This window comes from Microbacterium sp. FG3 (assembly GCF_057809335.1).
Genome location: NZ_JBMDJT010000009.1, coordinates 56,586 through 69,328, shown reverse-complemented (window position 1 = coordinate 69,328; position 12,743 = coordinate 56,586). Strand labels below are relative to the sequence as shown.

Below are 12,743 nucleotides of genomic sequence, written 5' to 3'. Positions count from 1 at the left end.
CCCCCGAAGGACCCGCTTTCTGCTGTGCTCCTCGCCCGAGTCGCGGGCCAGGGTTTCTTCCGTGTCGTGTGACCTCGTCATCCCCAGAAGGGAGGCACGAGGGTGGCCACTTACATCCTCAGACGCATCCTGCAGGTGATCCCCGTCTTTCTCGGGGCCACGCTGCTGATCTACTTCATGGTCTTCGCCATGCCCGGCGACCCGATCGCCGCGCTGTTCGGCGACAAGCAGCCGCCGCCGCAGCTGCTGGAGCAGATCCGCGCGCGCTACCTGCTCGACCAGCCGTTCATCGTCCAGTACCTGAACTACCTCGGCGGGATCCTGCGCCTCGACTTCGGCGTGGGCTTCAACGGCCAGCCGGTGATCGAGACGCTCGCCCGCACGTTCCCCGTGACCCTGCGCCTGGCGATCATGGCGGTCGCGATCGCGTTCATCCTCGCGATCGTCATCGGCCTCACCTCGGCGCTTCTGAAGGGCACGGTCTACGACCACTTCATGCTCGTCTTCGCGCTGCTGTTCGTCGCGGTGCCGGTGTTCGTCGTCGCCTTCGCCGCCCAGTTCTTCCTGGGCGTGCAGCTGGGCTGGTTCAAGCCGACCGTCGGCAGCGACAACGACTGGGGCGGCCTGTGGCTGCCCGCGATCGTGCTCGGGTTCAGCATCTACGCCACGATGATGCGCCTCACCCGCGCGTCGACGATCGAGACGCTGCAGCAGGACTGGGTGCGCACCGCCTACGGCAAGGGCCTGTCGCGCTCGCGCGTCATCCCCGTGCACGTGCTGCGCAACTCGATGATCCCGATGGTCACCGACACCGCCTCGCAGTTCGGCGTGCTCATGGTCGGCGCGACGGTGACGGAGGGCATCTTCAACGTGCCCGGCGTCGGCAACCAGCTGTACACGGCGATCATCAAGCACGAGACGCCCACCGTGGTGTCGTTCGTGACGATCTTCGTCGTCGTGTACGTCCTCATCAACCTGCTCGTCGACCTGCTCTATGGTCTGCTCGACCCGAGGATCCGCTATGTCAAGTAGTACGCATTTCGTGGCGCCCGTGAAGGAGGCGCAGGTCCAGGTCGACCAGGTCCACCTGAGCACCCGCAAGAGCAACCTGTGGCTCGACGCGTGGCGAGACGTCCGCAAGCGCCCGCTGTTCTGGATCTCGATGGTCCTCGCCGCGGTCGTGATCATCATGGCGGTCGCGCCGGGCATGTTCACGCAGGTGGCGCCCTCCGGCGGCGCCTGCCAGCTGGCCAACAGCAACGGCGGCGCCGCGGCGGGCCACCCGCTGGGGTTCAACCGCCAGGGCTGCGACATCTGGTCGCGCCTCGTGTGGGGCACGCGCACGTCGATGGTGGTCGGCCTGCTGGCCACGCTCATCGGCACCGCGATCGGCCTCATCATGGGAGCCCTCGCGGGCTTCTACGGCGGCTGGCTCGACTCGCTGCTCTCGCGCATCGGCGACATCTTCTTCACGATCCCCTACATCGTCGCGGCGATCGTCGTGATGACGGTGCTGTCGAGCGCGCGGAACGAGCTCACGCTCGCCTTCGCGATCGGCGGGTTCTCGTGGGCCTCGACGGCGCGCATCGTGCGTGCCGAGGTGCTGCGCGTGAAGCAGTCGGACTACGTCATGGCGTCGATCGCCCTCGGGCTGTCGCGCTTCAAGACGATGCTCGTGCACGTGCTGCCCAACGCGATGGCCCCGGTCATCGTCGTGGCGACGATCAGCCTCGGCCACGCCATCGTGGCGGAATCGACCCTGTCGTTCCTCGGCGTCGGCCTGGGCGGCAACACGGTCTCGTGGGGCGCCGACATCAGCCAGGCGCAGGCCACGCTGCGCACCGCCCCGATGGCGCTGTTCTGGCCGTCGCTCGCGCTGACGATCGCGGTGCTCGCGTTCATCACGCTCGGCGAGATGCTGCGCGACGCGCTCGACCCGAAGGCGAGGGCACAGCGATGAGTGAAGGAATCCCCATGACGGATGCACTGCTGCAGATCCGCGGCCTGAAGGTCGCCTTCGGCACGGGCAAGAAGCAGCGCGAGGTGCTGCACGGCATCGACCTGGACGTCTTCCCGGGCGAGACGGTCGCGATCGTCGGCGAGTCGGGCTCGGGCAAGTCGACCACGGCCTCGGCCGTGATCGACCTGCTGCCCGGCACGGGCGAGATCACCGGCGGCACCATCACGCTCGAGGGCCGCGAGCTCACGAGCGCGAGCCGCCGCGACATGGAGCGCCTGCGCGGCCGCGAGATCGGCTACGTGCCGCAGGACCCCATGTCGAACCTCAACCCGGTGTGGTCGATCGGCTTCCAGGTCAAGGAGGCGATCCGTGCGAACGGCCTCGCCACCGGCCGCAAGGAGGTCGAGCGCCGCGCAATCGAGGTGCTGCAGCAGGCGGGGCTGGCGGACGCCGAGCGTCGCCTGCACCAGTTCCCGCACCAGTTCTCCGGCGGCATGCGCCAGCGCGCGCTCATCGGCATCGGCCTGGCGGCCGACCCGAAGCTGCTCATCGCGGACGAGCCGACGAGCGCGCTCGACGTGACGGTGCAGCGCGTGATCCTCGATCACCTCGCCTCGCTCACGCGCGAGAAGGGCACCTCGGTGCTGCTCATCACGCACGACCTGGGCCTGGCCGCCGAGCGCGCCGACCGCATCATCGTGATGAATCAGGGCGAGGTCGTCGAGTCGGGGCCGAGCCGCGAGATCCTCGAGGACCCGCAGCACCCGTACACGCAGCGGCTCGTGGCCGCGGCGCCCAGCCTCGCCTCGCAGCGCATCCAGGCGAGCGTCGAGCACGTCACCACCGAGACCGAGGTGCTCGCGCAGGCGGCGCCGGTCGTCGAGGTGCGCGATCTCGTCAAGGAGTACCGCATCCGCAAGGGCGGCTTCTCGAGCGAGGCGTTCCGGGCTGTCGACGGGGTGTCGTTCCAGATCCCGCGCGGCAAGACGCTCGCGCTGGTCGGGGAGTCCGGATCGGGCAAGTCCACCGTCGCGAAGATGGTGCTGCAGCTGGAGGAGCCGACGAGCGGTGACGTTCTGATCGACGGTGTGAGCACGTCGACGCTGAAGCGCCGCGATGTGCTCGGCCTGCGCCGCCGCATGCAGCCGGTGTTCCAGGATCCGTACGGCTCGCTCGATCCGCTGCGCTCGATCGGCACGCTCATCGCGGAGCCGCTGAAGGTGCACGGCGTCGGCGACGGTGTGTCCCAGCGCGCCCGCGTGCTGGAGCTGCTCGACCAGGTGGCGCTGCCGCGCGAGCTGGCGATGCGGTACCCGAACGAGCTGTCGGGCGGCCAGCGCCAGCGCGTCGCGATCGCGCGCGCCCTCGCGCTCAAGCCCGACATCATCGTGCTCGACGAGGCGGTCTCGGCGCTCGACGTGCTCGTGCAGGATCAGATCCTCACGCTGCTGGCCGAGCTGCAGGCCGAGCTCGGCCTGACCTACCTGTTCATCACGCACGACCTCGCGGTCGTGCGCGTCGCCGCCGACATGGTGTGCGTCATGGAGCGGGGCAAGGTCGTGGAGCAGGGGACCGTGGACGAGATCTTCGCCAACCCGCAGGAGGCGTACACGCGCCGCCTCCTCGACGCGATCCCCGGCGCCACGCTGCCGCTCGGGGGGCGCTGACGGTGTCGGGAGCAGGCGCGGACTACGAGCCCGGCGACGAGCTGAAGCGCGAGATCCGGCCCACCTCGGGCCGGGTCTGGCTCGCGCTCACCGGCGTGCTCGTGGTCGGCCTGCTCATCGATGCGGCGATCCGCGGGGGCTGGCAGCAAGCCGCCCTCATCGCACCATGGCCGCTCGGCCTGCTCTGGTTCATCTACGTCTTCGTCTATGCGCCGCACGTCGTGGCCGACGAGGCGGGCGTGACCGTGCACAACATCCTGCGGATCACGCGCGTGCCGTGGGGCGCGATCGACGACATCGTCATGCGGTGGCAGCTCGAGGTGCGCCTCACGGCCGCGGCCGGCGGCAAGACCATCCAGGCGTGGGGCGTGCCCACCCGCCGGCCGCGCGGCCGGATGCGGGATCGGCCCGCCGACGTCGAGGCCGAGATCCTGCGCGAGATGAAGCTCAACGCCGCCGCCGCGCCGGACGACCGGATCGTGCGCTCGTGGGACCTGCTCGGCGTCGTGTCGCTCGCCGTGCTCGTCGTGTGGGCCGCGATCGCCGTGAGCGTCACCGCCTGAGCGTCACCGCCTGAGCGTCAGCGGACGGCGCCGTCGGGCGCGAGGCGGACCCCCGCCGGTGCGCACGGACCGCCCAGCCACGCCGCGATAGGATGGAACGCCCCGCCTCCGGGGCACATCCCACAGAACGCAAGGATCCCTTTCATGGCGCGCGCCCTCCGTCCCGACCTCCGCAACGTCGCGATCGTCGCGCACGTCGACCACGGCAAGACGACCCTCGTCGACGCCATGCTGCGCCAGACGGGGTCGTTCGGCTCGCACGAGCACCTCGAAGAGCGTGCGATGGACTCGAACGATCTCGAGCGTGAGAAGGGCATCACGATCCTCGCCAAGAACACGGCGATCACGTACAACGGTGCCCACACCGACACCCCGATCACGATCAACGTGATCGACACCCCGGGCCACGCCGACTTCGGCGGCGAGGTCGAGCGCGGCCTGTCGATGGTCGACGGCGTCGTGCTGCTCGTCGACGCCTCGGAGGGCCCGCTGCCGCAGACCCGCTTCGTGCTGCGCAAGGCGCTCGAGGCGAAGCTGCCGGTCATCCTCCTCGTCAACAAGACGGACCGCCCCGACGCCCGCATCGCGGAGGTCGAGGGCGAGGCCCAGGACCTGCTGCTCGGTCTCGCGAGCGACCTCGTCGACACGGTGCCCGATCTCGACGTCGACGCTCTGCTCGAGGTCCCCGTCGTCTACGCCTCGGGTCGTGCCGGCGCCGCCTCGCGCAACCGCCCGGCCGACGGCTCCCTGCCCGACAACGACGACCTCGAGCCCCTGTTCGAGGCGATCCTGCAGCACGTGCCCGCGCCGGAGTACGACGACGAGGCCCCGCTGCAGGCGTGGGTCACGAACCTCGACTCGAGCGCCTTCCTCGGCCGCCTCGCGCTGCTGCGCGTCTTCAACGGCGAGCTCAAGAAGGGGCAGACCGTCGCCTGGGTTCGCCAGGACGGCACCACGCAGAACGCCCGCATCACCGAGCTGCTCATGACGAAGGCGCTCGACCGCTACCCGGCCGAGAAGGCCGGCCCCGGCGACATCGCCGTGATCGCGGGCTTCGAGGACATCATGATCGGCGAGACGATCGCCGACCCGGACGACATCCGCCCCCTCCCGCAGATCACGGTCGACGAGCCGTCGATCTCGATGACGATCGGCACCAACACCTCGCCGCTGGTCGGCAAGGTCAAGGGCCACAAGCTCACCGCGCGCATGGTGAAGGACCGCCTCGACCGCGAGCTCATCGGCAACGTGTCGATCCGCGTCAAGGATATCGGCCGCCCCGACGCGTGGGAGGTGCAGGGCCGCGGCGAGCTGCAGCTCGCGATCCTCGTCGAGAACATGCGCCGCGAGGGCTTCGAGCTCACCGTCGGCAAGCCGCAGGTCGTCACCCGCAAGGGCCCGGACGGCAAGATCCAGGAGCCCTACGAGCACCTCACGATCGACGTTCCCGAGGAGCACCTCGGCGCCGTGACCCAGCTGCTCGCGGCGCGCAAGGGCCGCATGGACAACATGATCAACAACGGCACCGGCTGGATCCGCATGGAGTTCATCGTGCCGTCGCGCGGCCTCATCGGCTTCCGCACGCAGTTCCTCTCGATCACGCGCGGCACCGGCATCGCCAACGCCATCTCGCACGGCTACGACGACTGGGCAGGCCAGATCGTCTCGCGCCAGAACGGATCGATCGTCGCCGACCGCGCCGGTGTGGCCACGCCGTTCGCGATGATCGCGCTGCAGGAGCGCATGACCTTCTTCGTGAACCCGACCGACGAGGTCTACGAGGGCATGGTCGTGGGCGAGAACTCGCGCGCGGACGACATGGACGTGAACATCACCAAGGAGAAGAAGCTCACCAACATGCGCTCCTCCACGGCCGACACGTTCGAGTCGATGACCCCGCCCCGCATCCTCTCGCTCGAGGAGTCGCTCGAGTTCGCGGCGGAGGACGAGTGCGTCGAGGTCACGCCGGAGGCCGTGCGCATCCGCAAGGTGATCCTCGACGCCACCACCCGCGGGCGCGAGGCCTCGCGCCGCAAGCGCCAGGACGCCAACGCCTGACGCCGTGCGGCATCGGGCTCCACTAGTCTCGATCCGGTGAGCACCAGCCCGTCCGCCGAGCGCCGCGGTGCCTGGCGGCAGGGCCTCGCCGTCGCGCTGCCGACGAGCGCGTACGGCGTCTCGTTCGGCGCGCTGGCCACGGCGTCCGGCCTGGACGTGTGGCAGACATGCGTGCTGAGCCTGCTCATGTTCTCGGGCGGATCGCAGTTCGCCTTCATCGGCGTGCTCGGATCGGGCGGCGGGGGACCGGCGGCGATCGCGTCGGCCGCGCTGCTCGGCGTGCGCAACGCCGTGTACGCCGCGCGGATGAACCCGATCGTCGGCCGCACGTGGCCGCGGCGCCTCGCGGCCGCGCAGTTCACGATCGACGAGTCCACGGCCGTCGCGCTCGCGCACGAGGATCCCGCCGCGCGCCGCATCGGGTTCTGGGTGACGGGCGTCGGCATCTTCATCGGCTGGAACCTCACCACGCTCGCCGGCGCGCTGCTGGGCGACGTGCTGGGCGACGTGCGCGCCTACGGCCTCGACGCCGCCGCCGCGGCGGCGTTCCTCGCCCTGCTGTGGCCCCGGCTGCGATCGCGTCAGGCCGTGGCCGTAGGCGCCGCGGCTGCCGTGGTCGCCGCCGTCGCCACGCCGTGGCTCGCGCCGGGCGTGCCGGTGCTGCTCGCCGCGGTCGTGGCCGTCGTGGTCGGCTGGACGAACTGGCTGGGCCGGCGGGCGGCGGCGCCGGCGGGCAACGGATCGGGGGCCGCGCGATGAGCGCGTGGACCGCGATCCTGCTGGCGGGCATCGCCGTGGTCGGCCTCAAGCTCGTCGGCTACCTCGTGCCGGAGGAGTGGCTGGAGCGCCCGCGCCCGGCGCGCATCACCGATCTGCTCACCGTCGCGCTGCTGTCGGCGCTCGTCGCCGTCCAGGCGCTCGGCGACGGCATGGCGATCGGCGTGGACGCCCGCCTGCCCGCCATCGCCGTGGCGGCGCTGCTGCTGTGGCGCGGCGCGTCGTTCCTCGTCGTCGTCGTGGCCGCCGCCGCGACCGCCGCGCTGCTGCGGCTGGTGGGCTGGGCGGCCTGACAGCCGCCGCCGCGTACGCTGATCGCATGCGCTCCGTGTGGCCCATCCGCCTGTTCACGTGGGCCGGCGCCTTCGTCGCCGGCGCGGTCTACGGCATCGTCGGCACCGTCATGCACTCCGCCGCCGTCGTCCCCACGGGCCTGGCGGGGCTCGTCGTGCCGTTCGGGACCATCCTGGCCGCGGTGGGGCTGCTGGCCCTGCTGATCGCCGTGCGATGCCTCTCCGAGGACCGCGTCACGGTGCTCGCCGCCGGGCTCGGCGCGCTCGCCATGGTCATGCTGTTCTCCGGCGAGGGACCGGGCGGATCGATCGTCGTCCCGCAGTCCGCGCCGGGCGAGGCGCCCCTCGGCGTGATCTGGTCGTGGGTCGTCGCGGCGGTCGTGATCGTCGTCGTCGCCTGGCCCGATCTGCGGGGCATCCGCACCGGTTCGGGGAAGGGTCAGCAAGGCGGCGCGTAGAATCGTCACGTGACTTACGTGATCGCCCTTCCGTGCGTGGACGTCAAGGACCGCGCCTGCATCGATGAGTGCCCGGTCGACTGCATCTACGAGGGTGAGCGCAGCCTCTACATCCACCCCGACGAGTGCGTGGACTGCGGTGCCTGCGAGCCCGTGTGCCCCGTGGAGGCGATCTACTACGAGGACGACCTGCCCGAGGAGTGGTCGGACTACTACAAGGCGAACGTCGAGTTCTTCGACGAGATCGGCTCGCCCGGCGGTGCCGCCAAGGTGGGCGTGATCCCGAAGGACCACCCGGTCATCGCCGCGCTGCCTCCGCAGGCCGGCGCGCACTGATCCGGCCGCTCCGATGGGCATCCGCGACCTCGACGACTACCCCTGGGACGCCGTCGCCCCGCTCGCCGAGCGCGCCGCGGCGCACCCGGACGGGCTGTGCGACCTGTCGATCGGCTCTCCCGTCGACCCCACGCCGCAGGTCGTGCGCGACGCCCTCGTCGCCGCGACCGACGCGCACGCGTACCCGCAGACGGTGGGCACGCCCGCGCTGCGCGAGGCCATCGTCGCCTGGTACGCGCGCCGGCGCGGCGTGACCGATCTCGCGCCGCGCAACGTGCTGCCGACGATCGGATCGAAGGAGCTCGTCGCGCTCCTGCCTACGCTGCTGGGCCTGGGCGCGGGAGACATCGTCGTGCATCCGCGCGCGGCGTACCCCACCTACGCGGTGGGCGCGGCCGTCGCCGACGCCACCGCCGTCGCGGCGGACGATCCGGACGAGTGGCCCGAGGGCGCGAAGCTCATCTGGATCAACTCCCCGGGTAACCCCGACGGCCGCGTGTGGGGCGTGGACGAGCTGCGCCGCGCCGTGGAGCGCGCCCGCCAGCTCGGCGCCGTGCTGGCGAGCGACGAGTGCTACGCCGAGCTCGGCTGGGAGGGCGAGTGGGCGGCCGGTCCCGTGCCGAGCGTGCTCGATCCCCGCGTCACCGGCGGCAGCCGCAAGGGCCTGCTGAGCGTGTACTCCCTCAGCAAGCAGTCCAACCTCGCCGGCTACCGGGCGGCGTTCGTGGCCGGCTGCGCCGAGATCGTCGGCGAGCTGCTGAAGAACCGCAAGCACCTGGGGCTCATGCTGCCGGCGCCCGTGCAGCACGCCATGGCGGCGGCCCTCGGCGACGACGCCCACGTGGGCGAGCAGCGCGAGCGCTACCGCGCGCGCCGCGACGTGCTGAAGCCGGCGCTCGAGGCCGCGGGGTTCCGGATCGACCGCAGCGAGGCGGGCCTGTACCTGTGGGCCACCGAGGGCCGCGACGCGTGGGAGACGATGGGCCGGCTCGCCGGGCTCGGCATCCTCGCCGGCCCCGGCGTCTTCTACGGCCCGTACCACCCGCAGCACGTGCGCTTCTCGCTCACCGCGAGCGACGAGCGCATCAGGATGGCCGCCGATCGCCTGCGGTCATCGGCACTCTGATCAGCGGCTAGGGTGGATGACGGCCGCGCGCGGATCCGCTCGGCCCATTCGAGCGAGTATCAGCATCCCGATTCGCAAGGAGGCGCCGTGAGCGACGCAGGAAGCCTGCCCGAGAAGGCCGTACTGACGGTCGGCGACAAGACCGCGGAGTTCCCCGTCCTGCCCGCCACCGACGGTAAGTCCGCCATCGACGTCTCGACGTTCACGAAGCAGACCGGCTTCACGGCGCTCGACTACGGCTTCGTCAACACCGCCTCCACGATGTCGGACATCACCTACATCGACGGCGACCAGGGCATCCTACGCTACCGCGGCTACCCGATCGAGCAGCTGGTGAACGGCGACGCGAGCTTCCTCGAGATCGCCTGGCTGCTCATCTACGGCGAGCTGCCCACGGCCGATCAGCTCGGCCAGTTCGACGACAGCATCCGCCACCACACGCTGCTGCACGAGGACCTCAAGAACTTCTTCACGGCGATGCCCGCCGGCGCGCACCCTATGGCGGTGCTCTCGTCGGCGGTGGCCGCCCTGTCGACCTACTACGAGAACGACTCCGATCCGGACAACCCCGAGCACGTCGACCTCACCACGGTGCGCCTGCTCGCCAAGCTCCCCGTGATCGCGGCGTACGCGCACAAGAAGTCGATCGGCCAGGCGTTCCTGTACCCCGACAACTCGCTCAGCTACGTCGAGAACTTCCTGCGTCTGAACTTCGGCAACATGGCCGAGCCGTACGAGATCGACCCCGTCATGGCGAAGGCGCTCGAGCGCCTGCTCATCCTGCACGAGGACCACGAGCAGAACGCCTCGACCTCGACCGTGCGCCTCGTCGGATCCACCGGCGCGGATCAGTTCGCGTCGATCGCCGCGGGCATCCAGGCGCTCTCGGGCCCGCTGCACGGCGGCGCCAACGAGGCGGTGCTGAACATGCTCGGCCAGATCCAGGAGTCCGGCCAGGGCGTGAAGCGCTTCGTCGAGAAGGTGAAGAACAAGGAAGAGGGCGTGAAGCTGATGGGCTTCGGGCACCGGGTCTACAAGAACTACGACCCGCGCGCCAAGCTCGTCAAGGAGTCGGCCGACGAGGTGCTGGCCGCGCTCGGCGTGCACGACCCGCTGCTCGACCTCGCCAAGGAGCTCGAGGAGATCGCGCTCGAGGACGACTACTTCAAGGAGCGCAAGCTCTACCCGAACGTCGACTTCTACACGGGCGTCATCTACAAGGCGATGGGCTTCCCGACCCGCGTCTTCACCGTGCTGTTCGCGATCGGCCGCCTGCCCGGCTGGCTGGCGCACTGGCGCGAGGCCAACCTCGACGCGCGCGGCAAGATCGGCCGCCCCCAGCAGCTCTACACGGGCTCCCCGGCCCGCGAGTACCGCGGACGGTAGGGGTTCTCACACGAACGGCCGGCACTCCCTCGGGAGGGCGGCCGTTCTCGTGTCGGCCGGGTCAGGCGTGGAGGGCGGCGTTGAGGACCACGCCGACGCCCTCGCGGCGCACGGCCTCCACGGCGCCGTCGAGCGAGTTGCGGCGCAGCAACAGGCCGCTCGAGCCCGAGAGCTCGCCGCCCTTGACGACCGAGCCGTCCTCCAGGCGGATCTTCGTGCCGGCCGTCACGTACAGGCCGGCCTCCACGACGCAGTCGTCGCCGAGCGAGATCCCGATCCCCGCGTTCGCGCCGAGCAACGTGCGCGCGCCGATCGAGACGCGGTGGGTGCCGCCGCCCGAGAGGGTGCCCATGATCGAGGCGCCGCCGCCGATGTCCGATCCGTCGCCCACGACCACGCCCTGCGAGATGCGGCCCTCGACCATCGAGGCGCCCAGCGTGCCGGCGTTGAAGTTCACGAAGCCCTCGTGCATCACGACCGTGCCGGGGGAGAGGTGCGCGCCCAGGCGCACGCGCGAGGTGTCGGCGATCCGCACGCCCTCCGGGGCGACGTAGTCGGTCAGGCGCGGGAACTTGTCGAGCGAGACCACCTGGATGCCGTCGCGCTGCAGGTAGGGCCGCAGGCGCACCGCGTCGGCGGGCAGCATGGGGCCGGCGTTCGTCCACGCCACGGTCGGCAGGTGCGCGAACAGCCCGTCGAGGTTGAGCTCGTTGGGGCGGGCGAGGCGGTGGGAAAGCGCGTGCAGGCGCAGGTACGCGTCGGAGGTCGAGGCCGGCGCGGCATCGAGATCGATCTCGAGCGTGACGACCTCGACGGTGACGTCGCGCTTCTCGTCGGGCGCGGCCAGGCGGTCGAGCGACTCCACCTCGTCGGTCGCGTCATCGGCGCGGCCGGCGCGCGGGGCGGGGTACCAGGTGTCCAGGACGGTGCCGTCGGCCGCGATCGTCGCGAGCCCGACACCGGAAATCCAGCGCTCATCCGTCATGCCTCAATCCTACGGATCGGCGGATGGCGACTCGCCGGGCGCCCGTAGGCTGGAGGCATGCCGACGCTCGATCTCACCGCCTCGTCCGCCGATCTCACCCGCGCGATCTGCGACATCCCGAGCGTCTCGGACGACGAGACGACGCTCGCCGACGCGATCCACGCGGCGGTGTCTGCCCTGCCGCACCTCGAGGTCGTGCGCCTCGGCGACACGATCGTCGCGCGCACCGACCTGGGCCGCGCGCAGCGGGTGGCGATCGCCGGCCACATCGATACCGTGCCGATCAACGCCAACCTCCCCACGCGCGACATCGAGGAGGACGGCGAGGCCGTCATCTGGGGCCGCGGCACCGTCGACATGAAGGCCGGCGTCGCGGTGCAGCTGAAGCTCGCGGCGGAGCTGACCGACCCGGCCGTCGACATCACGTGGATCTGGTACGACCACGAGGAGGTCGAGGCGTCGCGCAACGGCCTGGGCCGCATCGAGCGCGAGCGGCCCGAGCTGCTGGCGGCGGACTTCGCCGTGCTGGGGGAGCCGACCGCCGGCGAGGTGGAGGGCGGCTGCAACGGCACGCTGCGCGCCGTCGTGCGCACGCGCGGCGCCCGGGCCCACAGCGCCCGCTGGTGGATGGGCGAGAACGCCATCCACGCCGCCGCGCCGCTGCTCATGCGCCTGGCCGAGTACCGCCCGAAGACGATCGAGGTCGACGGCCTCGCCTACCGGGAGGGCCTCAACGCCGTGCGGATCGACGGCGGCGTGGCCGGCAACGTGATCCCCGATCTGTGCGAGGTCGAGGTGAACTTCCGCTTCGCCCCGAGCCGCACGATCGAGCAGGCCGTCGCGCACGTGCGGACGGTGTTCGAGGGGTACGAGGTCGAGATCACCGACAGCGCCGCCGCGGCGCGGCCGGGCCTGGATGCGCCCCTCGCGCGGGACTTCCTGCGCGCCGTCGGCGGCAGCGCCCGCCCGAAGTACGGCTGGACCGACGTGGCGCGGTTCTCGGCGCTCGGCGTGCCGGCCGTGAACTACGGCCCGGGCGACGCGTCGCTGGCACATCACGACGAGGAGCGCGTGCCCGTCTCGCAGATCGAGCGGGTCGAGCGCGGCCTGCGGGCGTGGCTGAGCGGGTCCTGA

13 protein-coding genes are annotated in these 12,743 nt (G+C 71.1%); 12 read left to right on the top strand and 1 reads right to left on the bottom strand.

Annotated elements, in window-relative coordinates; translation table 11 throughout:
• Nucleotides 1–102 precede the first annotated feature (102 nt).
• From ACODR5_RS05090 to ACODR5_RS05040, 11 genes are all read left to right on the top strand, one after another.
• Entirely contained in the window at nt 103–1,032 is a 930-nt protein-coding gene (locus tag ACODR5_RS05090) for an ABC transporter permease (protein WP_449853394.1), read from the top strand.
• Nucleotides 1,022–1,960: an ABC transporter permease gene (locus ACODR5_RS05085; protein ID WP_449853393.1), complete on the top strand. Its 939-nt coding sequence runs from the start codon at nt 1,022–1,024 to the stop codon at nt 1,958–1,960. Before ACODR5_RS05090 ends, ACODR5_RS05085 begins: the two co-directional genes overlap by 11 nt.
• A gap of 14 nt (nt 1,961–1,974) precedes the next feature.
• Nucleotides 1,975–3,627 (top strand): dipeptide ABC transporter ATP-binding protein, encoded by a 1,653-nt coding sequence (locus tag ACODR5_RS05080; RefSeq protein WP_488982932.1) that lies wholly within the window; start codon nt 1,975–1,977, stop codon nt 3,625–3,627.
• 2 nt (nt 3,628–3,629) lie between these two features.
• On the top strand, nt 3,630–4,190 hold the full coding sequence (locus tag ACODR5_RS05075; RefSeq protein ID WP_488982931.1) for a PH domain-containing protein: 561 nt from the start codon (nt 3,630–3,632) through the stop codon (nt 4,188–4,190).
• A gap of 144 nt (nt 4,191–4,334) precedes the next feature.
• Complete coding sequence (gene typA / locus ACODR5_RS05070) at nt 4,335–6,248, top strand: translational GTPase TypA (protein ID WP_488982930.1); 1,914 nt, start codon at nt 4,335–4,337, stop codon at nt 6,246–6,248.
• A gap of 36 nt (nt 6,249–6,284) precedes the next feature.
• Nucleotides 6,285–7,007 (top strand): AzlC family ABC transporter permease, encoded by a 723-nt coding sequence (locus ACODR5_RS05065; RefSeq protein ID WP_460817357.1) that lies wholly within the window; start codon nt 6,285–6,287, stop codon nt 7,005–7,007.
• Nucleotides 7,004–7,318 carry an AzlD domain-containing protein gene (locus tag ACODR5_RS05060; RefSeq protein WP_460817358.1) on the top strand — a complete coding sequence of 105 codons (315 nt, stop codon included), beginning with the start codon at nt 7,004–7,006 and terminating at the stop codon, nt 7,316–7,318. Before ACODR5_RS05065 ends, ACODR5_RS05060 begins: the two co-directional genes overlap by 4 nt.
• A 26-nt stretch (nt 7,319–7,344) precedes the next feature.
• Nucleotides 7,345–7,776: a histidinol dehydrogenase gene (locus ACODR5_RS05055; RefSeq protein WP_460817360.1), complete on the top strand. Its 432-nt coding sequence runs from the start codon at nt 7,345–7,347 to the stop codon at nt 7,774–7,776.
• Between the two features lie 9 nt (nt 7,777–7,785).
• Nucleotides 7,786–8,112, top strand: coding sequence for a ferredoxin (fdxA, locus tag ACODR5_RS05050; RefSeq protein ID WP_449853386.1), 327 nt, complete (start codon nt 7,786–7,788; stop codon nt 8,110–8,112).
• Nucleotides 8,113–8,125: 13 nt separating this feature from the next.
• A complete protein-coding gene (gene dapC, locus ACODR5_RS05045; protein ID WP_488982929.1) occupies nt 8,126–9,238 on the top strand; it encodes a succinyldiaminopimelate transaminase in 1,113 nt (370 codons plus the stop codon).
• A gap of 87 nt (nt 9,239–9,325) precedes the next feature.
• On the top strand, nt 9,326–10,624 hold the full coding sequence (locus ACODR5_RS05040) for a citrate synthase (protein WP_449853384.1): 1,299 nt from the start codon (nt 9,326–9,328) through the stop codon (nt 10,622–10,624).
• Nucleotides 10,625–10,685: 61 nt separating this feature from the next.
• On the opposite strand, the gene dapD is transcribed toward ACODR5_RS05040, so the two are convergent.
• On the bottom strand, nt 10,686–11,609 hold the full coding sequence (gene dapD / locus ACODR5_RS05035) for a 2,3,4,5-tetrahydropyridine-2,6-dicarboxylate N-succinyltransferase (RefSeq protein ID WP_449853383.1): 924 nt from the start codon (nt 11,607–11,609) through the stop codon (nt 10,686–10,688).
• Nucleotides 11,610–11,666: 57 nt separating this feature from the next.
• On the opposite strand from dapD, the gene dapE reads away from it, so the two are divergent.
• Nucleotides 11,667–12,743: a succinyl-diaminopimelate desuccinylase gene (gene dapE, locus ACODR5_RS05030; protein WP_488982928.1), complete on the top strand. Its 1,077-nt coding sequence runs from the start codon at nt 11,667–11,669 to the stop codon at nt 12,741–12,743.